The sequence below is a fragment of the Carnobacterium funditum DSM 5970 genome (genome assembly GCF_000744185.1).
Classification (GTDB): Bacteria; Bacillota; Bacilli; order Lactobacillales; family Carnobacteriaceae; genus Carnobacterium_A; species Carnobacterium_A funditum.
The window spans coordinates 1,300,097-1,326,690 of the sequence record NZ_JQLL01000001.1 but is presented as its reverse complement, the minus strand read 5'-3'; the positions used below and the strand labels follow the sequence as shown (position 1 = coordinate 1,326,690).

Annotated in this window: 26 protein-coding genes; 20 read left to right on the top strand and 6 right to left on the bottom strand. The window is 35.1% G+C overall.

The features are described from left to right. The first annotated feature begins 197 nt into the window (after positions 1-197). The 3 genes from pepF (at position 198) to BR44_RS06100 (ending at position 3,929) form a co-directional block, all read left to right on the top strand. Positions 198-2,009: an oligoendopeptidase F gene (gene pepF / locus BR44_RS06110; protein ID WP_051912575.1), complete on the top strand. Its 1,812-nt coding sequence runs from the start codon at positions 198-200 to the stop codon at positions 2,007-2,009. A 106-nt stretch (positions 2,010-2,115) separates the two neighbouring features. After that, complete coding sequence (locus BR44_RS06105) at positions 2,116-2,799, top strand: CAP domain-containing protein (protein ID WP_034551281.1); 684 nt, start codon at positions 2,116-2,118, stop codon at positions 2,797-2,799. 185 nt (positions 2,800-2,984) lie between these two features. After that, complete coding sequence (locus BR44_RS06100) at positions 2,985-3,929, top strand: RluA family pseudouridine synthase (RefSeq protein ID WP_051912573.1); 945 nt, start codon at positions 2,985-2,987, stop codon at positions 3,927-3,929. 100 nt (positions 3,930-4,029) lie between these two features. Here the strand turns inward: BR44_RS06100 and BR44_RS11120 are convergent, their stop codons facing one another. Next, entirely contained in the window at positions 4,030-4,263 is a 234-nt protein-coding gene (locus tag BR44_RS11120) for a hypothetical protein (protein ID WP_051912570.1), read from the bottom strand. A 236-nt stretch (positions 4,264-4,499) separates the two neighbouring features. After that, a complete protein-coding gene (locus BR44_RS06090; RefSeq protein ID WP_034551279.1) occupies positions 4,500-4,694 on the bottom strand; it encodes a CsbD family protein in 195 nt (64 codons plus the stop codon). Positions 4,695-5,325: 631 nt separating this feature from the next. On the opposite strand from BR44_RS06090, the gene tsaB reads away from it, so the two are divergent. The 4 genes from tsaB to tsaD are packed head-to-tail and all read left to right on the top strand — an operon-like array spanning position 5,326 to position 8,176. Continuing rightward, a complete protein-coding gene (gene tsaB, locus BR44_RS06085) occupies positions 5,326-6,048 on the top strand; it encodes a tRNA (adenosine(37)-N6)-threonylcarbamoyltransferase complex dimerization subunit type 1 TsaB (protein WP_034551278.1) in 723 nt (240 codons plus the stop codon). After that, positions 6,032-6,619 (top strand): ribosomal protein S18-alanine N-acetyltransferase, encoded by a 588-nt coding sequence (gene rimI / locus BR44_RS06080; protein ID WP_051912568.1) that lies wholly within the window; start codon positions 6,032-6,034, stop codon positions 6,617-6,619. The genes tsaB and rimI (BR44_RS06080) overlap by 17 nt, the downstream gene beginning before the upstream one ends. A gap of 7 nt (positions 6,620-6,626) precedes the next feature. Next, positions 6,627-7,115 (top strand): ribosomal protein S18-alanine N-acetyltransferase, encoded by a 489-nt coding sequence (gene rimI, locus BR44_RS06075; protein WP_034551276.1) that lies wholly within the window; start codon positions 6,627-6,629, stop codon positions 7,113-7,115. Between the two features lie 26 nt (positions 7,116-7,141). After that, the gene (tsaD, locus tag BR44_RS06070) at positions 7,142-8,176 is read left to right on the top strand and encodes a tRNA (adenosine(37)-N6)-threonylcarbamoyltransferase complex transferase subunit TsaD (RefSeq protein ID WP_034551273.1); all 1,035 of its coding nucleotides are present in this window, start codon (positions 7,142-7,144) and stop codon (positions 8,174-8,176) included. A 48-nt stretch (positions 8,177-8,224) separates the two neighbouring features. On the opposite strand, the gene BR44_RS06065 is transcribed toward tsaD, so the two are convergent. Further along, positions 8,225-10,177, bottom strand: coding sequence for an ABC-F family ATP-binding cassette domain-containing protein (locus tag BR44_RS06065; RefSeq protein WP_034551271.1), 1,953 nt, complete (start codon positions 10,175-10,177; stop codon positions 8,225-8,227). A 294-nt stretch (positions 10,178-10,471) separates the two neighbouring features. Here BR44_RS06065 and BR44_RS06060 point away from each other — a divergent pair, with 294 nt between their 5' ends. Further along, the gene (locus tag BR44_RS06060; RefSeq protein ID WP_034551268.1) at positions 10,472-11,140 is read left to right on the top strand and encodes a redox-sensing transcriptional repressor Rex; all 669 of its coding nucleotides are present in this window, start codon (positions 10,472-10,474) and stop codon (positions 11,138-11,140) included. Positions 11,141-11,154: 14 nt separating this feature from the next. On the opposite strand, the gene BR44_RS06055 is transcribed toward BR44_RS06060, so the two are convergent. Both BR44_RS06055 and BR44_RS06050 read right to left on the bottom strand, forming a co-directional pair. Then, on the bottom strand, positions 11,155-11,361 hold the full coding sequence (locus BR44_RS06055; RefSeq protein WP_034551265.1) for a DUF4305 domain-containing protein: 207 nt from the start codon (positions 11,359-11,361) through the stop codon (positions 11,155-11,157). 37 nt (positions 11,362-11,398) lie between these two features. After that, entirely contained in the window at positions 11,399-12,052 is a 654-nt protein-coding gene (locus BR44_RS06050) for a CPBP family intramembrane glutamic endopeptidase (protein WP_034551263.1), read from the bottom strand. Positions 12,053-12,390: 338 nt separating this feature from the next. Between BR44_RS06050 and groES the strand changes: the two genes are divergently transcribed. From groES to BR44_RS06020, 5 genes are all read left to right on the top strand, one after another. Continuing rightward, positions 12,391-12,675: a co-chaperone GroES gene (gene groES, locus BR44_RS06045; RefSeq protein WP_034551262.1), complete on the top strand. Its 285-nt coding sequence runs from the start codon at positions 12,391-12,393 to the stop codon at positions 12,673-12,675. Positions 12,676-13,006: 331 nt separating this feature from the next. Continuing rightward, positions 13,007-14,626, top strand: a complete 1,620-nt coding sequence (groL, locus tag BR44_RS06040) for a chaperonin GroEL (RefSeq protein WP_034551261.1) — start codon at positions 13,007-13,009, stop codon at positions 14,624-14,626. A gap of 392 nt (positions 14,627-15,018) precedes the next feature. Next, on the top strand, positions 15,019-15,396 hold the full coding sequence (locus BR44_RS06035; protein ID WP_169740195.1) for a MarR family winged helix-turn-helix transcriptional regulator: 378 nt from the start codon (positions 15,019-15,021) through the stop codon (positions 15,394-15,396). A 5-nt stretch (positions 15,397-15,401) separates the two neighbouring features. After that, positions 15,402-16,262 carry an SDR family oxidoreductase gene (locus BR44_RS06030; protein ID WP_034551260.1) on the top strand — a complete coding sequence of 287 codons (861 nt, stop codon included), beginning with the start codon at positions 15,402-15,404 and terminating at the stop codon, positions 16,260-16,262. Positions 16,263-16,873: 611 nt separating this feature from the next. Next, positions 16,874-17,419: a hypothetical protein gene (locus BR44_RS06020; RefSeq protein WP_034551257.1), complete on the top strand. Its 546-nt coding sequence runs from the start codon at positions 16,874-16,876 to the stop codon at positions 17,417-17,419. A 299-nt stretch (positions 17,420-17,718) separates the two neighbouring features. On the opposite strand, the gene BR44_RS06015 is transcribed toward BR44_RS06020, so the two are convergent. After that, complete coding sequence (locus BR44_RS06015; protein WP_034551256.1) at positions 17,719-18,297, bottom strand: NADPH-dependent FMN reductase; 579 nt, start codon at positions 18,295-18,297, stop codon at positions 17,719-17,721. 252 nt (positions 18,298-18,549) lie between these two features. Between BR44_RS06015 and BR44_RS06010 the strand changes: the two genes are divergently transcribed. From BR44_RS06010 to BR44_RS05980, 7 genes are all read left to right on the top strand, one after another. Next, the gene (locus tag BR44_RS06010) at positions 18,550-20,007 is read left to right on the top strand and encodes a nicotinate phosphoribosyltransferase (RefSeq protein ID WP_034551255.1); all 1,458 of its coding nucleotides are present in this window, start codon (positions 18,550-18,552) and stop codon (positions 20,005-20,007) included. Positions 20,008-20,148: 141 nt separating this feature from the next. Further along, entirely contained in the window at positions 20,149-20,976 is an 828-nt protein-coding gene (nadE, locus tag BR44_RS06005) for an ammonia-dependent NAD(+) synthetase (protein ID WP_034551253.1), read from the top strand. Positions 20,977-21,015: 39 nt separating this feature from the next. Then, positions 21,016-21,969, top strand: a complete 954-nt coding sequence (locus BR44_RS06000) for a glycosyltransferase family 2 protein (protein ID WP_034551251.1) — start codon at positions 21,016-21,018, stop codon at positions 21,967-21,969. Between the two features lie 40 nt (positions 21,970-22,009). After that, positions 22,010-23,926, top strand: a complete 1,917-nt coding sequence (locus BR44_RS05995) for an LTA synthase family protein (RefSeq protein ID WP_034551248.1) — start codon at positions 22,010-22,012, stop codon at positions 23,924-23,926. Positions 23,927-23,989: 63 nt separating this feature from the next. After that, a complete protein-coding gene (gene nagA / locus BR44_RS05990) occupies positions 23,990-25,117 on the top strand; it encodes an N-acetylglucosamine-6-phosphate deacetylase (RefSeq protein ID WP_034551245.1) in 1,128 nt (375 codons plus the stop codon). 25 nt (positions 25,118-25,142) lie between these two features. Beyond that, a complete protein-coding gene (locus tag BR44_RS05985) occupies positions 25,143-25,841 on the top strand; it encodes a glucosamine-6-phosphate deaminase (protein WP_034551243.1) in 699 nt (232 codons plus the stop codon). A 17-nt stretch (positions 25,842-25,858) separates the two neighbouring features. Beyond that, positions 25,859-26,572, top strand: a complete 714-nt coding sequence (locus tag BR44_RS05980; protein WP_034551240.1) for a GntR family transcriptional regulator — start codon at positions 25,859-25,861, stop codon at positions 26,570-26,572. Positions 26,573-26,594: the final 22 nt, after the last annotated feature.

The following is a 26,594-nucleotide window of genomic DNA, read 5'->3' as shown; positions in this document are numbered from 1 at the left end:
AAACATTAGCTATATTTATTTGCAAGCGAATGATGAATGCTTTCATTAATCCCAAACCCCATTTTTTGTTTGAGATTTTTAGTTCACATATTTTTTGTGTTTTTATTTAGTGTTATACTAGATGAGAAAATAAAATTAAATTTTTAAATTTTTAATACTTAGATATGAAAGATAATGGAGAAAAGGAGCGATTATGAATGGTACAAGAAAAATTGAAAAACAGGGCAGATGTTTCCACAGAATTAACATGGGACTTAACAGCTTTATATAAGACAAAATCAGACTTCGAAAAGGCGATTAAAGAAATAAAAATAGCAACAGATAAGTTTTGTAGCGATTATGAAAACCAACTGGTAGGTGCCATGATTATCAAATCAGCTTTAAAGGATTACGAAAAAATTATGCAATCAGCTTCTTTGATTAACCATTATGCTTTTTTACCAGAATCAGTTGATATTACGAATCCAACTAACACAGAGCTTTCTCGTTCTGTAAATAACTTGTTAGCAGAGATAGAAGCCAAGCTTTCCTTTTTCGATTCTGAATTAATGACAAATGATTCAGAGATTCTAAATCAAGTTGCAGAAGCAGAACGAGCATTTGCACCTTATATTCGTCACCTCAAAGAAAAAAAGAATGTTCAATTAGATCCAACAGTAGAGAAAGCCCTCGCCCAACTTGGTCCAGTATTAAATGCTTCAGAATCTATATATGAACAAGCACGTTTAGCAGATATGGATTTTGGCACTTTTGCTGTCGAAGGCAAAGAGTATCCATTAAGTTTTGTTTCATACGAAGACTATTATATGTATCATGCCGATACGGCTATTCGTCGTGGGGCTTTTGATAAGTTTTCTACCGTTTTAGCGAATTATCAAAATGTAGTAGCTGAAACCTACTATACGCAAGTGCAAAAAGAGAAAACACTAGCCACGATGCGAGGCTTTGATTCAGTTTTTGATTATTTATTATTTGATCAAGAAGTCGACCGTGATTTATATAATCGTCAAATCGATACCATCATGAATGACTTAGCTCCTGTCATGCAAAAATATATTGGTCATGTTAAAGAAGAGAATGGGTTAGATAAAATGACGTATGCTGATTTGAAAATAGATTTGGATTCAGACTATTCGCTAAAAGTAACTGTTGAAGAGTCTAAAGAATTAGTAGCAGATGCGTTAAGTATACTAGGTCAAGATTATGTAGATCTTATCTTAAAGGCCTACCCAGAACGGTGGGTAGACTTTGTTCAAAATAAAGGGAAGTCAACAGGCGGTTTTTGTACCAATCCATATGGTAAGCATCCTTATGTTTTAATGTCTTGGACAAACCAACTATCAGATGTCTATACCCTGATTCATGAATTTGGTCACGCTGGACAAGCAATATTATCTGCTGAATCCAACTCTATTTTAGGTGAAGAGCCATCACTTTACTTGATTGAGGCTCCATCTACTTTCAATGAATTATTATTGACAGATTTATTGAAACGAAAAAGTACAGATGCTCGTAGAGAACGATTTGCATTAACAAATATGTTAACCAACACGTACTTCCATAACTTTATTACACATTTATTGGAAGCGGCCTACCAGAGAGAAGTTTACCAACTAGTCGATGATGGAAAAAGTTTTGATGCAGCTAAATTATGTGCCATTAAAAAATCCGTTTTAAACCAATTCTGGGGTGACGCTGTTGAAATCAATCCTGGTGCAGAACTGACTTGGATGCGTCAAAGTCATTATTATATGGGTCTATATTCTTACACGTACTCTGCAGGACTAACGATAGCGACCCAAGCTTTCTTACGGATTCAAAAAGAAGGACAGTCTGCTGTTAATGAGTGGCTGGAGTTCTTGGCATCAGGAGACCAATATAAACCTGGAAAATCTGCTCTGATTGCAGGTGTGGATATTACAACCACTAAACCATTAAATGACACTATCAGTTATCTAGAAGAATCAGTGGATAGAATTATTGCCTTAAGTAAAGAGATTAGCCATTAAATAAGATGAATAGCGTTATTAGAAAAAAGTTGTAAATAGATTTATAAATGTCTTTTATTTTTTGCTGATACTTGTTAAACTGATTTAAATCGAAAGGAGTACCAGCATGAAAAGACTTTTTTCTTCTATATTATTAGTGACAATAGCATTAATTTTGGGTTTTTGGCTAGGCAAGACAAATGCCTTGCAAGGAACATGGATAGGCGATACTCTCTCTGATACGGTAGAGAAAATTCCTAATCCTGAATCAATCGTAACTATTATTGAAGGTGAAGGATCCTTAAAAAAAGTGACTCCAATTCCTGAAAGCCAACCACAAGAATCAACAGCAGTTTCTGAACCGGAAAAAGAGATAAACGAAACAACAGCTAATATTGATTATAAATTAATAGAAGACACTATTTTTAACTTGTTGAATCAAGTACGTCGTGAAAATAATTTACCTGAATTAACACCCAATGCTCAATTAAAAAAAGCGGCTCGAAAACGAGCCAAGGAAACAGAAGAATCTTTTTCGCATACGAGACCAGACGGTAGTGAAACCTTCACTATTCTCGAAGAAGCCGATTACAAGTATGTTTACCAATTAGCCGGTGAAAATCTAGGTATGGCTACGAATTATCTAGATGAAACGGGGATGGCAGAATTATTGTCTAATGGTTGGGTAGATAGCCCAGGTCATTATGAAAATATGATTCGTAAAGAATTCAAAGAAGTTGGGATTGGAGTTTCTTTTGACGGGGAAAATATTTATGCTGTTCAGCTTTTTGGAACACCTATGGCAAACTAAAATAAACTTGTTTATATACTCATATTATTTAATCCTAAGAACTGAAAACTCTAAATAGGAGTGAAATCAGTTTTTAGGTTATTTTTTTGTCTTTTTCCGTTATACTATGCAAGAGAAGAATCGTGCTGGTAAGAAAACAGTTGTTCTTAATAAAAAATGAATCAAAGATGAAAGAGAGTGAGAGCATGGCAAAAAGAAATACTAAACCTGCTGCTAAAAAAAGAATAGAGAAAAAATCATTCCAGTATAAAGATGCAACGAAAGCGACAGAATACACGGTTAAAGAGCCGATGGAATTGTTGGCTTTTCTAATAGAAGAAAAGGTTAAAAATAGTCGCAATTCTATAAAGTCCGTCTTAACTAGAGGTCAAGTATGGGTTGATGGGAAAAATATCAAGCAGCACAACTATCTTTTATCTCCAGGACAAAAAGTATCAATTGTTTCTAATAAGGAGGCTATTAAAGAAAAAGCCTTAGTGGGAGTCAGTATATTATTTGAAGATAAAGACATCATCGTGATTAACAAAGAAGCAGGTATGCTTTCAATGGCTTCTAAAAGTGAACACGACTTGACAGCCTATCGCCAAGTAACTACGTATGTTAAGGAAGACGATAAGAAGAATCGAGTTTTTGTGGTTCACCGTTTAGATAGAGATACTTCAGGTGTGATGCTTTTTGCAAAAAGTGAAGAAGTAAAGCTAGCTTTACAAGAAAATTGGTCAGATATCGTAAAGGAGAGAATCTACACGGCCTTAGTTGAAGGAGTCATTGCGAAAGACGAAGGAACAGTCGATTCTTGGCTAACTGAAAATAAATCTATGCATGTTTTCTCCAGTTCGTTTGACAACGGCGGAAAACGAGCTATTACACATTATAAAAAAATTAAGTCTAATGAAGCATTCACGTTATTGGAAATTCAACTTGAGACTGGCCGGAAAAATCAAATTAGAGTCCATATGGAAGAAATTGGGCATCCGGTTGTGGGTGACAAAAAATATGGCTCTACTGTTAATCCATTGAAACGTCTGGGATTACATGCAACAACATTAGCACTCATCCATCCTACAACGGGTGAATTAGTAAGTTTCAAAGCAAAAGTACCAAAAGTGTTTTCAGTTCACTCAAAATAATAAGCTTTAAAAAAGCCAAACGTTTCTTTTTTAAAAAAAAGAAACGTTTGGCTTTAATTTGATTTTTAAAAGATAAACACTTTATTTAACAGTAATAATCCTATTCAAATGCATTATCTTGCGGATGGTATCCTATCGCAACACGTGCTTGATCAATGTCTAAGTGTGGAAAAGGAGTATTAGAAATTCCGTTAACCAGCAAAAAAGATTCTTTGAGTTCAGCAGTTAATGCGCAATCAATCAACTGACAAAAATCGCGAGCAGATACATAATCAGCTAAATCATACGGATGAGACTGTTTATCTGGTTTGCCTAATTTTTTTAAAATTCCCAATTCGAATACCGATAGCTTCTTGATTTTTTGTGAAGGCGTAGAGACCAGCGAGGACTTCTTAGTAAGCTTTTATGACTCCATATAAATCCGATGTCCTGACAGGTTGCTACTTGTCCAATAGTTCTAGCTGCTCCAGGTATTAAAATATAAGCCGTTTTTTCCTCCTTACCTCTTTTACAATGCAAGAAATAAAAAAAGAGAGCACTACAAAGTAGCACTCTCAATAAATAGTATAATTATTTGCGGTCGTTGTTGTCGTCTTTAGCTTCTCCAACTTTTTTTTCGACTTCGCCTTTAGCTTTTTGTGCTTTACCTTCTGCTTGTTTAGATAAATCATCAGTTGCATCACCATAGGCATCTTTAGTTGAACCAACGGCTTTGTCCTTAGTACCTTTTAATTTATCTTTCATTCCGCTATCTTTGTCTGTCACGCTATCATCCTCCTAATAAGTAATTTTTTAATAGCAGTCATTGCTACACAAAATGGTTTTAAAAGAATAAAAACAAGTTGCGTCTAAAATGTGAACGACTACTATAATTAAATGATACCTCTTTTAAAAATAAAATCAAACAATAAGCTTTTTTCAATTTATGTTTTTTTAATTTAAATCGTTTTTTTATAAAGAAATGGCCTTAATAAAAATTTAAATAAACGTGCCTTATCCCTAGCTTTTTTACAAGAATATTTTTATTGCTGACTAAAGGAAAAGATTTTTGAGTACAGACTCATACAGTGCATATTTAATCTTTCGTTACTTCTTTACGTTGATATTATGACACCGAATGACAGACAGGTGAGGGAGAACTAACCTCTAACTGGGCCAAAAAAAGTGAAACGGATGAATGAAGGAGAATTCATACCTAACTGGGCTAGTAAAAAGGGGGATACCCCCAAACCGTTACAATAGATAGATTAGTAGGTTGCGAGAAAATTATGAATAATCCTTTATCTTGACAGCACAGGCTTAATTCCTAACCTACTTAATTTTTAAAAGAATATGTGCTAAAATAAAGGTACACATTTTCTCGTATGAGATAGAAAAAGAACGGAGTCGTTTAGTGATGAGATTATTGGCAATTGACGCTTCCAATCAAGCGATGAGCGTTGCTGTTTTAGAGAATCAAAAAATTATTGGAGAAATAACCACAAATACAAAAGGAAATCACAGTCAACGTTTAATGCCTGCAATTGCTAAATTGATGGCGGAAGTCGGTTGGAAGCCTGCCAATTTAGATCGAATAACTGTTGCACAAGGCCCAGGATCATATACAGGATTGCGCATTGGTGTAACTATTGCTAAAACATTGGCATGGACATTAGGAAAAGAAATTACGGGCGTTTCAAGTCTTGCTGTTCTAGCAGGTAACTGCGAAGAATCATCCAACTATTTGGTCCCATTATTTGATGCAAGACGTGGCAATATTTATACGGGCTTGTATAAATGGGAGTCAGGGAAATTAATTCAAGTTGAACCAGATACTCACGTTTCAGCAGAAACTTGGGCAAGTCATTTAAAAAATCTATCAGGTACCATCGAACTAATTGGAGAAGATCGTGTCTTGCATCAACAAATGTTTGAACAACAATTGGGAGATCGAGTAGTAGCGGCCGCTCTAAAAAATCATTTGCCTAAAGCAAGTGTTTTAGGTTTGTTAGGACTACTGGAAGAGCCTGTAGACGTTCATACGATACTGCCTCATTATTTGAAATTGGCAGAGGCGGAGGAAAATTGGCGTAAAGAACATCCAGACCAGCTGGAGGAATCATATGTTGAGAAGATTTAAAGAATGGTTAAAGACACAGCAATCTGTTTTAAATGTTATGGATGCAATACAGGAACCCTCTTTAGCTGAAAAAGTTCGATTATCAGACTTAACTATTGTTCTCAATAATAAGCAGTTGGTTGAATTAAGTATGGCAGTAGAGGATGATATTTCTGATATTTTGCGGATACAAAAACTAAGTTATAATGGCACCACACCTTGGGGAGAAGGGGCGTTGAGACGAGAATTAACTCATAACAAGAGAGCGTTATACCTAATTGCTAGAGACAAAAAACAAGCTGTTGCATTTATAGGAACTTGGTTCGTCGATGGGGAGTCTCACATCACAAATATTGCAGTTGTTCCAGAAAAACGAAGAAATGGACTAGCTTACGCGCTAATAAAAAAAGTGATTTACCTAGCAGAACAGCAAAATATGAATAAAATAAGTTTAGAAGTAAGAGCTTCAAATAAACAGGCACAAAACTTATATCTGAAATTAGGATTTAAGGAATTAAGGGTAAAAAAAGGGTATTACGCTGGTGACCATGAAGATGCGTTAGAAATGAATTTACCACTTTTAAGAATGTGAGGAAAATATGAGTCAGTATAACTGTGTAAAGGAAAAAATCGAGATTGCCTTTCCTAAGAATATAAATTTAACTAGTGAACAATTGTATGACAGTGCAGAGAATAGTTATCCTAACGGGTCACCTTGGTCGGTTGAAAGTTTTCAAACAGATCTAGAAACACCTTTGGCAGGATACGGTTTGGCCATGAAGAATAAAGAAATCGTTGGTTTTATTGGGTACAGGTATTTTTTAGGAGAAGCTGAAATCACTAATTTTGGTGTGCACCAAAAATTTAAACAACAAGGAATTGCCACTAAGTTGATGTTGGCATGCTTAACCTATTTAAAAGAGCAAGGAATGAAACAACTCTTTTTAGAAGTTCGATCATCCAATCAAGTAGCAAAATTGGTTTATCAAAAATGTGGTCTAACTGAAGTAGACGTACGTAAAAATTATTATTGTAATCCGATTGAAGATGCAATTGTGATGCAATATATTGAACAAATAGAAGAATAAAAATGTAAAAGAGAAAGAGTGAACACATGGAGTCTAAACGAAATTTAATTTTAGCCATTGAAACAAGCTGTGATGAAACAAGTGTTGCAGTTATTCAAGATGGGCATCTACTGCTGTCAAATATTATTGCATCACAAATTAAGAGTCATATGAGGTTTGGTGGAGTGGTACCTGAGATTGCTAGTCGGCATCACGTAGAGCAAATTACACAATGTATTGAAGAAGCCATGACAGAAGCAGATGTTACTTACAGTGATCTATCAGCCGTTGCCGTAACCAACGGTCCAGGTTTAGTTGGGGCTTTATTGATAGGCGTTAACGCAGCAAAAGCATTGGCCTACGCACACGATTTGCCTTTAATTGCAGTCAATCATATGGCTGGTCATATTTATGCAAACCGCCTGGTCCAGCCGCTAGTTTTTCCATTGTTGTCTTTAGTAGTTAGTGGCGGACATACTGAATTGGTGTATATGAAAGAAGATGGTGATTTCAAAATCATTGGCGAAACACGTGATGATGCAGCTGGAGAAGCCTATGATAAAGTAGGACGCGTTTTGGGTTTACCGTATCCTGGTGGGAAGCGGATTGATGAGATGGCCCATGAAGGTGAAGATACATATCATTTTCCGCGTGCTATGCTGAAAGATGATAATTATGATTTTAGCTTCAGTGGTTTAAAAAGTTCTTTTATTAATTTGGTGCATAATGCAGATCAAAAAGGGGAACAACTGAATCCTGAAAATTTAGCTGCTAGTTTTCAAGCAAGTGTTATAGAAGTACTGGTTAGCAAAACGCTTCGAGCGGCTAAAGAGTTAGGCGTAAAACAATTAGTAATGGCCGGTGGTGTCGCAGCCAATCAAGGCTTAAGAAATACTTTAACGAAAGTTGTAAAAGAAGAACTTTCGGATGTAGACTTACTCGTACCACCTTTATCCTTATGTGGTGATAATGCAGCGATGATTGGTGCGGCTGCTTACGTCAAATACAATCGACAAGAGTTCAGCGGGTATGACTTAAATGCACAACCAGGACTTTCTTTTGATAATTATGGTGAGCTTTAATTAAAAAAACGCAATTGGATTAAAAACCCAATTGCGTTTTTTATGCTGTTAGCCCTCTAGTTCTTCTAATTCCATACTTTTCTCTTCCCATTCATTTGCCAAGTCTTCATTTTTTACTTTTAAGTCAGTCAACTGTCCATTGATTTCTTGAACTTTAACATGGTCGCCAAATACATCCGGATTAATTAATTGAGATTCAATCGTCTCAATCTGTTGCTCAACTTTAGACATCTTATCTTCAAGAGCTTCAATTTGACGTGAGAGTTGTCTAGTTTTTTTTTGCGTTTCTTTATCGATTTCGCGATGGTTTTTATTTGTTATAGCCGTTTCAAGAGTTGGGACATCCTTTTCTTGTTCCGCTAGAGCTAATAATTTTAATTCTTCTTGTTCCGCTTTTTTATCAACGTAATAATCATAGTCGCCTAAATAAAGTGTACTACCTTCTGGGGATAATTCAACTATTGAGGTCGCTAATCGATTGATAAAGTAACGGTCGTGTGAAACAAATAAAAGAGTTCCGTCAAAATCTATCAAGGCATTTTCCAGGACTTCTTTGCTATCAATGTCTAAATGGTTGGTGGGCTCATCAAGGACTAAAAAATTATCGCGATTCATAGATAACTTCGCTAGTGCCAATCGAGCTTTTTCTCCACCGCTTAAATTAGTAACGGATTTTTCAACATCATCACCAGAAAATAAAAAGCTGCCAAGAATACTACGAATATCTTTTTCAGGAGTTGTCGGATGACTATCCCATAATTCACTTAACACTGTTTTTTTAGAATTTAAGTTAGCTTGTTCTTGGTCATAATAACCTAAATCAACGTTGGTTCCAATTTGTTTCTCTCCTTGAATTAAAGGCAAATCATCAATCAAAGATTTTAACAAAGTAGATTTTCCAATACCATTTGGTCCCACTAATGCAATAGAATCATATTTTCTGATATCTAAATTAATAGGAGAAGACAAAATATGATCTTGGTAGCCAATAGCGCCATGGGTTAAAGATAAAATAACATTTCCGCTTTCTTTTTCTGTTTGAAAGCGAAAGTGAGCAGATTTTTCATCGCCTTGCGGTCGGTCAATCCGATCCATTTTATCTAATTGTTTTCGCCGACTTTGAGCTCGTTTGGTTGTAGATGCTCGAACTAAGTTGCGATTGACGAAATCTTCTAATTTAGCAATTTCTGTTTGTTGTTTCTCGTATTCTTTCCATTCTTGTTCAAGACGGGCAGCTTTTAAATCTAGGTATTTAGAATAATTACCTTTATAGTGAACCATTTTTTGACGACTGATTTCGTAAACTTCATTGACTACTTTATCTAGAAAATAGCGGTCATGGGAAACAATTAGCAAAGCTCCTTGATAGGCTTGTAAATAATTTTCTAACCAGTTGAGTGTTTCTATGTCTAAGTGATTCGTTGGTTCATCTAAGATTAACAAATCTCGTTTTTCTAATAGTAGTTTTGCTAATGCAAGACGGGTTTTTTGTCCACCGGATAATTGATGAATATTTTTTTGATAATCTTCTTCATAAAAACGAAAACCATGTAAAACAGAACGTATTTCTGCTTCATAGCCAAAACCATTGGCTAGTTTAAAATCATGCTGCAACTGATCGTAACGTTCTAATGTTTTGTGGTATAATATTTCATCTGCTAAAAGAACCGGATTTCCAAGTTGGATTTCTATTTTACGCATCTCTTTTTCTAGCTGGATAACGGGTTCGAAAACAGCTAACATTTCATTCCAGATGGAGTCATTTGAATGCAAGCCAGTATTTTGTGCAAGATAGCCTATGGTTACTTGCTTGCTTTTAATAATTTGACCTGCATCAGGTTGTTCAATGTCAGCAATCATTTTCAATAAAGTAGATTTCCCAGCACCATTTCGACCAACTAAAGCCATTCTTGAATTTTCTTGGACCTCCAAATAAGTATTTTCAAATAGTACGTCAGCTCCAAAATAACGAGCCACTTGTTGAACTTGTAATAAAATCATCTAATTTCCTCATTTCGTTATTCTCTACTCTAGTCTATCATACAACTGTAAATTCTGATATTACTCCAGTAAATTAAAAATTGACTTCACAAGCAGATTTTTTAAACGGATAGGGATAAAAATATAGGGAGGAGGGATAGCCTAGTAAGTTAAGAAAAAGTTATCATTTTATCTATAAAGAATGCTATAATGAAAACGTTGAGAGAAAAATAGTTTGTGAAATTCAAGTTGATAGTATATACTTGTGAAAATATTAATTGAAAAGTTAATGAGAAAAATTAATGGAGGAAAATGATGAATAAACTAACTGTGCCAAAAGCAACAGCTAAACGCTTACCTATTTATTATCGTTATTTGCGTTTCTTGCATGATGCAGGCAAAGACCGTATTTCTTCAACAGAATTAAGCGAAGCAGTAAAAGTGGATAGTGCAACTATTCGCCGTGATTTTTCTTACTTTGGAGCTTTAGGAAAAAGAGGATACGGTTACGATGTAGAGAATCTAATGAACTTTTTTAGTAAAACATTGAAACAAGACCGACTAACCAATGTGGCTTTAATTGGTGTAGGTAACTTAGGACATGCTTTATTGAATTACAATTTTCACCAAAGCAACAACATGAGAATTAGTGCAGCTTTTGATATTAATGAAGAAATCATTGGAAAAATATTAAGTGGGGTACCTATTTATCCGATGAGTGAAATGATTGAACAGCTTAAAATACAGCAAATCGAAATCGTGATTTTGACGGTCCCAACACAAGCAGCCCAAGAAACAGCGAATGAATTGGCAAAAGCAGGCGTAAAAGGGATTATGAACTTTACACCTATTCGTATATCTGTATCAGATGATATGCGTGTACAAAATGTTGATTTAACCAATGAATTACAAACGTTGATTTATTTCTTAGATCATTATAAAAAAGAAGAAAAAGAAGAAAAAAAAGAATCAGAAGAAGAGTAAAAAAAGCGACAAACCTATTTAGGTTTGCCGCCCTTTTTTATTTTTAAATAAATATCTAATAGTTTAGACGCACGTACGAAATCACTAGTGGCGAATAGCACAAATAATACTGGGAAAATACCCCATCCTTCAGTGGATACAGAATTAATAGTAAACCAGATGAATACAAGGGACATGATGTAATTAAAAACGATTTGCAGGATAATATTTTTGTTATTCATATGCAATTAAAATTCCTTTCTCTACTAACCTTGCTTGTTAATAGATTAAATTGAGTAAAACGACGCTTGTGTTCATTAAAACATGGGCAATCATGGGTGTAGCAATATTTTTTGTTTTCACATAAAGATAAGAAAATACAAATCCCATTGAAGAATAGAGCAGAATGTGACTGTCAGCGTGGATAAAAGCAAATAACAACGAGCTGATAACCGCTGCGCCTACTACGCCAGTTAAGTCATAAAAAAAACCGAAAACAACTTTTCTAAAGACGAATTCTTCCATGATAGGTGCCATTATAGCTACGATAATCAGATAATAAGGGTATTTACTGATAGTTAATAAAATATTTTGTGTATTAACTGATTCCATCTGTAGTCCGAGCAACTGTGACTCAATGAGAGTTGCGATAAACTGAGCGGCAAAAGCCATCAGGGTTCCAATTAATCCCCACATGATAACTTGTTTCTTGGGTGTAGGAGAACTTAAGGTCAAACTATTTTTAATCGTTGACTTTCGGTTCAATAACAACATAACTAGTGTACCTGCAGTAAAAGAAAAAATAGTTCCAAAAATCAAAGCTTCTGTTTGATAGTCTTGAGGAGCTAAAGCTAAAATTAAAACGGGTAAAAATTGAGCAATAATATAAGTTAAAATCATAGAAATAGGCGTTTGTTTGATTAGTTTTTTCATTTGTGCCGTTAGACCTTCTTTTTTTCAGAAGCAAAAGACTTCTTTATTTGAATCCTTGTTATCTGTTTGTTTTATTGGAAAGTTATCAAACTATTCTAATCTACAAACAAGTTTCATTTGTCAGTATAACATAAGATGTAGCGAAATGTTTAGATTATTGCATGATTTTACATCTGGAAAATGAGGTGTCTCAACAAAAAACAAACAAATTTCAGTTCTGGAAGAGTTAAAAGGCTTGCAATTAAGAGTGAAGTTGATTATTATAAAAGAGTGGTTTAGCACTCATCCGAGAAGAGTGCTAAACAGGAAAACGGATAAGAGAAAATGGAGGGATTTACGTGTTAAAACCATTAGGAGAGCGTGTCATTATTGAAGTCGCTAAAGAAGAAGAAAAGACTGTCAGCGGGATTGTTTTGCCGGGTTCAGCGCAAGAAAAACCTCAAACAGGCTCAATTATTGCAGTAGGTGAAGGACGCACACTAGAAAACGGATCGAAAATCGATTTGTCGGTAAAAGTGGGAGATAACGTTTTATTTGAAAAATATGCTGGTGTGGAAGTTAAATATGAAGGAAAAGAATATCTTGTATTAAGTGAACGAGACATCATTGCAATTGTTGAGTAAAAAAAATGAACGAACGATGCTTTACTATTCAAGCAATAAAAATTTTGGATTAGCTGATCTTATGTTATACAAAAATGGACAAGAATAGTGTATTTCTCATTCGAGTTGTCTAAAAAAAATAAGAATGGACAAGTCACGATTAAATAACTCTAGACTTGTCCGTTTAGACTTAACATTGGACAAGTTGATTGCTTTTTTTCTTTAACTTGTCCGTCTTGAAGAGTCATGCTTTAAATGATTTCGTAAAGGGTATGTTTCATGAGGTTCTATCTAAAAAACTACTATAAATTAAAATAAAGCAACACAACTAAACGAATGAGGTGAAGTGAAAATGGCAAAAGATATTAAATTTTCAGAAGATGCTCGTGCAGCAATGTTACGTGGCGTAGATATTTTAGCAGATACTGTCAAAGTTACATTAGGACCCAAAGGAAGAAATGTGGTACTTGAAAAAGCTTATGGTTCACCGCTAATTACAAATGATGGAGTAACCATCGCTAAAGAAATTGAATTAGAAGATCATTTTGAAAATATGGGTGCTAAATTAGTCGTGGAAGTGGCTTCAAAAACAAATGATATTGCTGGTGATGGAACAACAACTGCTACCGTGTTAACGCAATCTATTGTTCGTGAAGGAATGAAAAATGTTACCGCTGGAGCTAACCCTGTGGGCATTCGCCGTGGGATTGAAATAGCAACTAAAGTAGCTGTGGAAGAATTGATGGCTATTTCTAAAAAAGTTGAAACCAAGGAATCTATTGCACAGATTGCAGCTATTTCATCTGGGGATAATGAAGTTGGACAACTTGTTGCAGATGCAATGGAAAAAGTAGGCAATGATGGCGTAATTACTATTGAAGAGTCGAAAGGTATTGAAACCGAATTAGACGTGGTAGAAGGTATGCAATTTGACCGTGGTTACTTGTCGCAATATATGGTTACAGATAATGATAAAATGGAAGCTGTTCTAGAAAATCCTTACATCTTAATTACCGATAAAAAAATCTCGAATATTCAAGATGTCTTGCCTTTGTTAGAACAAATCTTGCAACAAGGACGTCCGCTATTAATTGTTGCAGACGATGTTGATGGCGAAGCATTGCCAACATTAGTCTTAAATAAATTACGTGGTACATTCAATGTTGTAGCTGTAAAAGCTCCAGGATTTGGCGATCGCCGTAAAGCGATGCTAGAAGATATTGCTATTTTAACAGGTGGGACGGTTATTACGGAAGATTTAGGATTAGAATTGAAAGATACAAGCATTAGTGAATTAGGGCATGCAGCGAAAATTGTAATTACTAAAGATTCAACAACAGTTATTGAAGGAGCGGGTTCTTCAGAGAACATTATGCAACGTGTATCTTTATTGAAAGCCCAAGCTACTGAAACAACGTCAGATTTTGACCGTGAAAAATTACAAGAACGTTTAGCTAAACTTTCAGGTGGAGTAGCCGTTATCAAAGTCGGAGCCGCTACAGAAACGGAATTAAGAGAGCGTAAACTTAGAATTGAAGATGCGTTAAATGCAGCTCGTGCAGCAGTAGAAGAGGGAATCGTATCAGGCGGAGGAACAGCCTTTATTAATGTCCAGAGCAAAGTTGCTGAGATTGCAGAAGAAGGAGACGTCGCTACCGGTGTGAAAATCGTGTTGCGCGCTCTGGAAGAACCCATTCGTCAAATCGTTACAAATGCAGGTCTAGAAGGCGCTGTAGTTGTTGAGAAAATGAAACAAGTTGAAATTGGTATTGGATTTAATGCAGCAACAAATGAATGGGTAAACATGATTGAAGCTGGGATTGTTGACCCAACTAAAGTTACCCGTTCAGCCTTACAAAATGCAGCAAGCATTGCAGCTCTATTGTTAACAACAGAAGCTGTTGTAGCAAACCAACCAACACCAGCTGCACCAGCTGGTGGAATGGATCCAGGAATGGGCGGCATGATGTAAGAAATAATTTTTAAGAAGAGACCTTCCATAAGTTCAATGAACTTATGGAAGGTCTCTTTTTGATGCTTTTGGTTATAGGAATAATCAAATTCACTTCATTTTTAATGTTAATGATCAGAAGAGAAAATAGCCGTTTTATACAGAGGTATTTAGTAGATTGAACATTAAGAGAACTAAAATTTGACGAACTTGTGTAATTTCTAAAGTATCAGCAGAAACTTATTTACTTTATATTGGAAGTACTATTCTCAATGAGATAAGTTTTAATTGCTTTACAAAACAATTAGCGATAATATAGTTAGTGTGCTAACTATATTAAAAATTGGAAATAAGGTGATAAAATGAATAGTGGTTTCATGATAAATTATTGTTCAAAACTTTTAAGAAATAAATTGAATAAAGAACTTGAAAAAGAAGAAATAACAGTGTCTCAATTTGCAGTGATAAAAGATATTGAAATGAATTCCTTTACAGATGATGGGAAGTTAGAAGTTACAGCAGTTGAAATAGCAGAAAGACTAGATATGGATAAACCGACGATATCTGGAATAATAAATAGGCTGATAGATAAAAAATATTTAGAAAAACGATCAAATCCTAATGATAAAAGATCGTCTATATTAAAACTTACAAAAGAGACTAAAGCAAAACTTCCAAGGTTAGAAAGGGTAAGTAATGAGGTAATATCTGATGCAACAAATGGGTTAACTGATGAAGAAATTGAAATCTTTAAAAATACACTAGGTAAAATAATAGAAAATATGAGGTGAAAAAAATGGATAAGTATTTAGTAACTGGTGCAAGTGGAAATATTGGTAGATATGTAGTAGATGAGTTAATCAGTTTCAAAAAAAGCGTAAAGATAGCCGTTCATGATAGAGAAAAAGGGGATAAACTATTCAAAGAAAAAGAAAATACAGAGTTAGTGGAGTTTGACTTTTTGGACATGAAGACGTTTAAAGAAGCGTTAGAAGGAGTTAGCGCTATTTTTTTAGTTCGGCCTCCTAAGCTTGCGAAACCTCAAAGAGACATGCTTCCTTTTTTAGAAGCTGCTAAAAAAATGGGGATAGAAAAAATCGTATTTGTATCGCTTCTAGGCGTTGAAAAAAATCCGATTGTACCTCATAAAAAGATTGAGGACATGATAAAAAAATTAAATATCCCTTACGTATTTTTGAGACCAAGTTTTTTTATGCAAAACTTGAATACCAATCATAGAGAAGAGATACAAGAAAGGAACGAGTTATATATACCGGCTGGGAGTTCCAAAACAAGTTTTATAGATACAAGAGATATCGCAAGAGCAGCAGCTATTAGTTTAGTCGATGAAACCTATACGAATACCGCTCTAACTTTAACTGGGAAAAAAGCAATTGACTATTATGAGGTATCAAAAATTTTGTCTGACGTACTTAACAGAGAGATAACCTATAAAAATCCAACTCTTTTAGGGTTTAGAAAGGATAGAATAAGAAGAGGTACTCCTAAAGGATTTGCGACTGTCATGATGCTTTTATATCTTATGACAAAACTTGGAACAGCAAAAGATGTAACACATGATTTAGAAAAAATTATAGGAAGAGAGCCTATTAGCTTCAAACAATATGCAATAGACCACAAAGACTATTGGATTTAAAATGAACTTTTTTGATATTAGCATATCGGGTTTTGAAGGTTCACCATCATTTTGATCTTTAATCTTGTTACTTTTTGGAGAGTCTATCTTAGTATAGTTATCGCTTAAAAGCGAAGAAATAAATAAGTTAAAGCAGTAATTTAGTTTTTTACAGAGTAAATCCTTTTCTGTTCATCATTCATTGCTATAACAGTTTTAAGCAAAATAGCCTGCCAAAAGTCCCAAAGAATCAAATTATCCAATGGAATTTGAGCCTGTGTTACTTTTTCCTTACCTAATGTTCCTTTGTTTAGATTTTTTTTTTTAAGCTGGATGATCACAAATAAAGTGATGTTATCGACTATTGCTATAAGCAGGATAATGTATACGATTTCTATAATTATCTCCCTGCATGTTATACTAATAACACAGTATGAAGGGAACATAAATTAAAATGTTTGGATTTTTGTACTCAAAATAGTCTAGCTATTTAAAAACTAAAATTAATTATAGTTAGTTTAAATGGAATCTTTAAAATAAAGGTGCAAGAGTTAAATGAAATACAAATAAAATCATATTTAGAGTGCTTAACAAAAAGTATATCCAAAAAATCAAAGAGGAGGAAAAGTGTGATGAAAACAAAAATCCAATGGAAATGGGTTATAGGGGCATCAGTACTATTCCTTTTATTTTTAATTTTCGTCCTTCCGCAAGTATCTAGTTATTCAAGTGAGGCAATAGGACAATCTGAATCGCCAGATCAATCACTCATTTACTCAGGATCGCAGTTGTATGATCTAGCTGCAAGTTATGGGGAAGCGGGTAGAGAAACGTATATTCTATTAAGGTGGACTTTTGATTTGATTTGGCCAGTTGTTTATACGCTATTTTTAGTCACATGGACTATCAAATTATTGGAGTATACTTCAGGTAATAACTGGATGAGATACCTAGTGCTCCTTCCGATAATGGCGGCGCTTTTTGATCTTTTGGAGAATATCGGAGCAACAATAGTAATGGCAAGGTATCCTTTAGAGTCTGGAATAATCCAAACGATAACGCCGATAGCAACATTTGTAAAATGGATAACTGTTTCAGGATCTTTTTTACTACTAGTATTTCTAATTATAAACATTTTAATATCAAAAATTAAAAAACGAATAAAAGACAATTACTAATAGAAAAATCGTTTTGAGGATTACAAAAAAACTTGAGAAAGAAGCGTTGATTCCTTTAATAGAATCAACGCTTCTTTCTTTATTATCACTCAGCAATTAAAATAGTTACAATGCTATGTCCTAGAATTTGCTGTGGTAAAGAGCGAGTTGTGATGGGTTCTGGTACTAAGAAAACGGCAACGGTTGTGCCAGCCTTTATCTCTTCAATAAGACGTTTTTCTTGAGTTTTTTCGTCAAGGATAGAAACGCCTTCTGCTAGTAAACTGACTGCATCTTTTTCATACTAAAGTAGTCCTTTTTTATTTATGTGTCCGTTTGTTCTCACGTAAGACCTTTAACGGTTCGCCCCATGCGAGTAAACGATCCAACAATTTGTTAAAGATCCCTTCATGTATCTCTGTAGGTGTGAAATTTTCCTCAGAATCGAAATCGGTCAAGATTGACAACGATAAACTCGTACTGATGACTGCGACGTGTAATCCACCTAAGACGAGACGTAAAACTTCTCCAGCACGGAGGCCTCCTTGAGAACCATAAGTAACGGTTCCGGCAACTTTATTGCCGTATTCATGGCAAAGGTAATCAATCGCATTTTTTAATGCCGACGGCAGACCATGATTGTATTCTGGAACAACAAAAATAAAGGCATCAAGGGAAGCAATTTTTTCTGCCCAAGGGATGGCTTCGGGAGTCTGATAATCCTGACTGTAAAGGGCAGCAATAGGTTCGTTATACATCGGAAGATGATAAGCAGCAATATCGACTATTTCATATTCAGCATCTTCACGCTTGTCTGCCCATTCTTTAAGTTCCTTAGCGATTTTAAGACTCTTACGATTAGGGCGAGTGCTTCCGGTAATAATTCCGATCTTCAACATAGTCTTTCCTCCTAATTTCATTTATTTAAAGTGTTCTTTAAGTCAAACTTACGCGATAATCAACTGAGTTACAATGAAAATGTTCCTTTTACCCAATTATTTAATCACTCTATTTTTATATATAATGCCATGTACCTTTTGAAATACATTAAATTTGACGATAAATAGTACCATGAAAACTGTTTTTTATCATTTGTGGTATGATAAGAGATGAAAAAAGCAATGTAAATTAGTAAGTCAGGAGCGAATAGGATGAACAAAATCTATCCAGATGATAGTTTAGCATTACATACTGATTTGTATCAAATCAATATGATGCAAACATATTGGGAACAGGGGAAAGCAGACAAGAACGCGATATTCGAATGCTACTTCAGAAGCAACCCTTTTGAAAGCGGATATGCCGTTTTTGCAGGTCTAGAACGGGTAGTAACGTATATTCAAAACTTAACTTTTTCAGATTCAGATATCCAATATTTAAGAGAAGTCGGTCACTATCCCGAAGGGTTCTTAACGTATTTAACAAAATTCAAGTTTAGAGGGACAATTCGGTCAATGGTTGAAGGAGAAGTTGTTTTTGCTAATGAGCCAATTATTCAAGTAGAAGGACCATTACTGGATTGTCAATTTGTTGAGACGGCCATTTTAAATGTTGTTAATTACCAAACTTTGATTGCGACAAAAGCTTCACAGCTTAAGTCTGTAGTAGGGAATGAATTAGTACTGGAATTTGGTTCAAGGAGAGCGCAAGAAATGGATGCTGCTATTTGGGGAACCAGAGCTGCATATATAGGTGGTTGTGATGCCACTAGTAATGTTCGGGCTGCTAAAATATTTGATATTCCGGCAAGTGGCACACACGCTCATTCGCTTATTCAAGTCTATCGAGACGATTATAAAGCTTTTAAAGCATATGCCACGACCCATAAAGATTGTGTCTTTTTAGTGGATACCTACGATACCTTAAAATCTGGTGTTCCAAATGCAATAAAAGTAGCGAAAGAAATGGGCGATAAAATTAATTTCTTAGGTATTCGTTTAGATAGTGGCGATATGGCTTACATCTCTAAAAAAGTTCGCCAACAATTAGATGATGCAGGATTTACAGAAGCAAAAATTTATGCATCTAATGATTTAGATGGAAAAACAATTCTAAATTTAAAAATGCAAGGTGCTAAGATTGATGTTTGGGGAGTAGGTACGAAACTGATTACGGCTTATGATCAACCCGCACTAGGAGCTGTTTATAAGTTAGTTTCTATTGAAGATGAGAATGGTAAAATGGTGGATACCATGAAAATTTCAAGTAACGTTGAGAAAGTTTCTACGCCTGGTAAAAAACAAGTATGGCGGATTACGAGTAATGATGACGGGAAATCTGAGGGAGATTATATTACTCTTTGGGAAGAAAAACCAGATCAAGCCAAAGAGTTATTTATGTTCCATCCAGTTCATACGTATATCAATAAAATGGTCACTAATTTTACTGCCCGCCCTTTATTGGTGGATGTTTTTGTGAATGGTGCATTAATTTATTCTCTACCAACACTTGGGATGATTAAAGAATATGCAGTATCAAGTTTAAATTCATTATGGGAAGAATATAAGCGTAATTTGAATCCAGAACCGTATCCGGTCGATTTATCGCAAACAGCCTATGATCATAAAATGAATTCAATTGCAGCGATTCGAAAACATATCGCTGAATAAGTTCGTCAAAGCTAACACAGACAAAAAAGTCCTTTTTTAAGGGACTTTTTTTTGTCTTTATCATTTGAAAAAATAGAGCTGAAGATTGAACTATGATATACTGAAATAATAAAAAATACTTCGAAATGAGAGTGAAAAACAATGCAAAACTTGCAAAATAAAATCATTAAAGAACTTTATGTTGCTCCTGAAATTGATGCCGTACTTGAAATTAGACGAAGTGTTGATTTTTTAAAAGCCTACATGCTTAAGTATCCTTTTTTAAAGGCATTGGTATTGGGGATTAGTGGTGGACAAGACTCAACACTTGGTGGAAAATTAAGTCAAATGGCGATGACAGAATTGCGTGAAGAAACCGGCGACGCAGCTTATCGTTTTATTGCCGTTCGCTTGCCTTATGGGGAACAAGCAGATGAAAAAGATGCTATTGATGCCATAGCCTTTATGGGTGCAGATGAGAGCGTACGAGTCAATATTAAATCAAGCGTTGATGCCATGGTTCAGGCTCTAGAAGAAACAGATATCTCGATAAGTGATTTTGTAAAAGGTAATGTTAAAGCTCGGCAACGGATGATTGCCCAATATGCTGTTGCGGGTATGTATCAAGGAGCAGTGATAGGAACAGATCATGCAGCTGAAGCAGTAACAGGGTTTTTTACTAAATTTGGTGACGGTGGGACAGATATTAATCCGCTAGTCCGTTTGAATAAAAGACAAGGAAGAGCCTTGTTGAAAGAACTAGGTGCACCAGAACACTTGTATATTAAAGTTCCAACTGCTGATTTAGAAGAAAACAACCCAGGTTTACCAGATGAAGTAGCCTTAGGCGTTACGTATGAAGAAATTGATGATTACCTTGAAGGGAAAACGATTGACGACAAGGCTGCAAAACAAATAGAAAGTTGGTATCTTAAAACGCAACACAAACGTCATTTACCTATTACACCTTTTGATGACTTTTGGAAATAAACACTATCTTTTTTTCGGATAGATAGGGGGAACGTCGTGATGATAGAACGGATTTCAATAGTTGTTCCTTGTTTTAATGAAGAAGCGGCCTTACCCTTTTTTTATGAAGAATTAGAGAGCATTCGGAAAAAGCTTGAGCAAGCAGACATAGAATATATTTTTATTGATGATGGTTCTAAAGATCAAACATTAGCAGTCATAAAAGAATTAGCTAAAAATGATGAAGAACGAATACGTTATTTGTCGTTTTCTAGAAATTTTGGTAAAGAAGCGGCCTTGTATGCTGGACTACAACATGCAACAGGTGAGTATATTGCAGTCATGGATGCAGATTTACAAGATCCACCAGAGTTGTTACCTGAAATGTTGTCTTTATTGAGAAAGAAAACGTATGATTGTGTAGGAACGAGGCGGGTTACGCGAAATGGCGAGCCACCTGTTCGTTCTTTTTTTGCAAAACAATTTTATAAATTAATGAATCATATTTCAGATACTGAATTCGTAGATGGGGCCAGAGATTATCGATTGATGACAAGAAGAATGGTTAAAGCAGTTCTCTCAGTTAGTGAAGTTAACCGGTTTTCAAAAGGAATCTTTAGCTGGGTCGGTTTTGATACTTATTATCTGCCTTACAAAAATAAAGAGCGTATAGCTGGAGAAACCTCTTGGTCTTTTTGGAGTTTATTTAATTACTCGTTGGATGCAGTAATTAATTTTTCTGATGTGCCTCTAACATTTGCTTCACTTATAGGGCTCTTATCTTTTTTTGTCTCTATTTTATTTTTAGTGTTTATTGTCATACGAGCGTTAATTTTTGGAGATCCGACAGCAGGATGGCCATCACTCGTTACCATCACTTTGGCTATTGGCGGCCTTCAATTATTCTGTCTAGGAATAGTAGGCAAGTATGTAGGTAAAACGTATTTAGAGACTAAAAAGCGGCCATTATATATTTTGAAAGAAACCGATCAAACTAACAGAGAAAATAAGTAATGGGAAATAACAGTTTCACGAAAAAAGGAGGTTGGAAAAAATGAAAAAAGTTTCTCGCGGGCAACGGAAACAAACAAAGCGTTTTTCTTTGCATTCCAATTCATTCAAACAAGTAGTGAAAGAATTAAGTAAAACATTAGTCAGCGGATTAGTAGTAGCAGTTGCCTCTAATTTTTTATTGCAATTTTTTCAAAACCAGTTCAACTTTGAAGTAGCTTGGTTGTTCATGACTGAGTGGCACATAGAACTATTTATTTTGGGCATAGGGGTCTTGATGATGCTTTACATTTGGTTCACTTCTTTAATTGGAAATCGATACATTGGAGCATTTTTAATAATTTTGATTTCAATTATATTAGGAATTTCAACTCAACAAAAAATGCTTTTACGTGAAGAGCCAATGTATCCTTCTGATTTCTCAATGATTACAAATTTGCCTTTTTTAGTAAAAATGATGAGTAATACAATTTTTCTGATAGTTTTAATTCTTTTAATAGCTATCTCGGTAAGTATATTCTGGCTTATAAAACGAGCCCGTAAAGGTAAGAAGGAAAAAAAATCTCAACATCAAAAAGAAGTCAGAGGGTTAAGAATAGGTTTATTCGTTTTGTCTAGTCTATCTTTAATTTATATTTATGCTTTTAACAGTCCTGGAAATCTGGTCAAAGCAGCTTATAATGACCATGCTTATTGGATTCCATATAGTCAGGAAATGAATTATTACAATAATGGCTTTGTAGGGGGGTTTTTATACAATTTAAACGTTACTCCAATGGAAAAGCCGGAGAAATATTCAACAGAAAAAATGAATCAATTGCTATTGAAGTATGAAGAGAAGGCAAAAAAAATTAATGAAACACGGTCAAAATCATTAAAAGATACGAATGTTATCTATGTGATGAGTGAAAGTTTTTCAGATCCAACAAAGTTAATAGACGTAAAAGTGTCTAAAGATCCTATGCCGATTCTTAGACAACGAATGGAAAAAAATAAAAGTGGGGAAATATTATCTGAAGGATATGGTGGTGGTACAGCTAATATTGAATTTGAGGCTTTGACTGGTTTATCTATGGAGCCTTTTGCATCTAATTTGAGCACTCCTTACACACAAATACCTTCTCTGATGAATCATTTCCCATCGGCTGTTTCTTACTTTAAAGATGCAGGATACTCTGCTACAGCGATTCATCCTTACAATACGTCGATGTATAAGCGTAAACAAGTCTATCAGGAGTTAGGATTTGACACTTTTCTAGATGAGAAGACAATGACATACGCCGATACACTTGAAGAGAGTCCTTATATTTCTGATCATTCCGCCTATCAAGAAGTGCTTTTAAAACTGGAAGAAACTGATGAAACCGACTTTGTTCATTTAGTTACGATGCAAAATCATATGCCCTACACGGATTTCTATCCGGAAACAACATTTACTGCTGAGGGGACAGCAGATGATCTTGAAGCAGCCAATTATTTCCAAGGCTTATCTTATAGTGATAAAGCATTAAATCAATTTTTAGAAGAACTAACAACACAAGAAGAGAAAAGCATCGTTGTCTTTTGGGGAGACCATCTTCCAAGCTTTTATGGTGAAGAAGTTGTAACAGTTAATGGAAAAGTAGCGATGCACCAAACACCGTTGCTGATATTTTCATCTGAAAAAGAAAAACAAGAGTCTTTAGGAACGATCAGTCCTATCTACTTTATGAATCATGTATTAGAGTTAGCGAATAGTCCAGTTTCGCCTTATTATGCTTTTCTAATGACACTCGAAGCCAATTTACCTGCTTTTGAAAAAGGAATGTATATTGAAACAGGAGAACAAGAATCTAAATTGGAGCGTGAAGAATTATCTTCAGAAACCCAGCAGCTTCTTGAAGAGTACGATTTGTTGCAATACGATATAACCATAGGCAATAGACATGCTGAGACAGCTAATTTTTTTTCGAGTAAATAAAGAGTATTGACATATGGTCTATACCATTTATAATGATAAGGGAATGACAAAGGAGAGGATTTAATGAAAACATCTGTATTGATAAATGCAACTATTTATACTGGTAAAGAAAAAATTGAATCTGGGTTCATACGCTTTGATAAAGCAATCTTATCCATTGGTGAAATGACAAACTTTAAAGAAAAAGAAGAAGATACCATCATCGACGCAGCAGGTAAAATAATTGTTCCTGGTTTCATTGATGTGCATAGCCATGGTGGTTATAGCTGGGATAGTATGGATGGGAACTCAGAAGAAATCAATCAAATGGTTCATAAAATGCAAAAAGAAGGGGTTACCTCTTATTTTGCTACAACGATGACTCAATCATATGAGAACATTGAAAATGCTATTGTAGCCATTAGAAATGCTGCTAAAAAAAATCCTGTTATTCAAGGTATCCATCTTGAAGGACCGTTTGTATCAGTGGTATTTAAAGGTGCACAACCAGAAAAATATATTGAAACGCCAGATGCAAAAGTGATGCGCAAATGGAATGACTTGAGCGGCGGTATGATTCGTTTAGTTACGTATGCACCAGAAACAAGTGATGCAACAGCATTTGAAAAATATTGTGTGGCTAACAATATCGTGTTATCAGTGGGCCACAGCAATGCTACTCGCGCACAGTTAATGGATTCTAAAGCTTCGCATGTCACTCATTTATATAACGCTCAAAGAGGACTGCATCACCGCGAACCAGGAGTTACGGGTCATGCCTTTTTAGCAAAATTGTATTCTGAAATGATTGTTGATGGATACCATATTGTACCTGACATGGTTAATGTAGCTTACCAAATTCTCGGACCAGATCATATTGAGTTGATTACTGATTCTATGCGCGCTAAAGGCATGCCTGATGGTGAAAGCGAATTAGGTGGTCAAAAAGTTTTTGTTGAAGACAAACAGGCTCGTCTAGCAGACGGAACGCTAGCTGGTAGTGTTTTGGAATTCCAAGATGCATTTAAGAACATGATGGCCTTCACTGGTTGTGGTATTGCAGATGCGGTTAAAATGAGTTCTGTTAACCAAGCAAAAGAATTTGGATTAACTAAAAAAGGTACGCTTGAGATAGGTAAAGATGCTGATATGGTTCTTTTCAATCAAGATTTAGATCTTGAAGAAACCATTAGTTTCGGTGAATGGGTTTAATAATTAAAATAAGGCGGTTAGATACATGGAAAAAATCATTGTGAAAGATAATATTGAAGGTGGAAAGAAAGCATTTGAATTAATTAAAGAAGGCATGCGACAAGAAACGAAAGTTTTAGGTTTAGCGACGGGCAGTACACCAATAGCATTATACAAAGAAATGACTGAAAGCGACCTAGATTTCGGTCATATGACAGCCATTAATTTAGATGAATACTTCGGTTTATCTGCAGATAACGATCAAAGCTACCATTATTTCATGCAAGAACAACTTTTTTCAAAAAAACCATTTAAAGAGACCTTTATTCCTGATGGCTTAGCAGACGAAGAAACTGAACCAGCTCGTTACGACAAAATTATTGATGAGCACCCTATTGATATTCAAATTTTAGGAATCGGAACAAATGGTCATATTGGGTTTAATGAACCGGGAACGTCATTTGATTCAACAACTCGTAAAGTATCTTTAACTGAATCAACAATTGCATCTAACAAACGTAATTTTGAAAAAGCAGAAGAAGTACCGCGTTATGCTTACTCAATGGGAATTAAAAGTATTCTATCTGCTAAGGAAATTATTTTGATGGTATTTGGTGAAGAAAAAGCAGAAGCCATTAAAAAAACACTTGAAGGACCTATTACGACTGATGTGCCGGGAAGCGTTTTGCAACAACATCCAAACGTAGTAGTCATCATGGATGAAGCAGCAGCAAAATTAATTTAACAAATAGGGGGAAGAGGATGGGGAAGGAAACACCAATCTACATTCAAATTCACAATCAATTGCGCAAGGATATTGAAGAAGGTGTCTGGAAAATTGGCGAACGGATTCCTTCTGAAAGAGATCTTGCTCTTCAATTTAACGTTAGTCGGATGACATTAAGACAGGCAGTTCAAACATTGGTGGATGAAGGGATTTTAGAACGAAAAGTAGGTTCTGGAACGTATGTATCTAGTAAAAAAGTTCAAGAATTGATGGTTGGAGTCGCTAGTTTCACAGATATTATGTTATCGCAAGGCAAAACGCCAACGAGTAAAACCATTTCATACCATGTTAAGCCAGCTAGCTTAAGTGAAGCCGAGAAACTAACGCTACCTGAAGAAACACCCGTTTTACGTATGGAGAGGATTCGCTATGCGGATGAGGTTCCTATTTGTTTTGAAGTAGCAACCATTCCATATGATTTGATTGGTAATCTAAGCAAGATAGAGATTACTCGCTCACTTTATAAAGCACTAGAGAGTGAAAAGGGAGTGCATGTAGGACATGCTGAACAAACTATTTCAGCTATGCAAGCTTCAGAGAAAATTGCCGATTATTTAGATATCAAACGTGGAGATGCTATTTTAAGGTTAAAACAAATTAGTTATTCAACAGAAGGTACGCCATTTGAGTATGTTAGAACACAATATTCTGGCGAACGGTTTGAATTTTACCTTGAAAAAAACCAATAATCCATTTAAAAGTAAAAAAAGC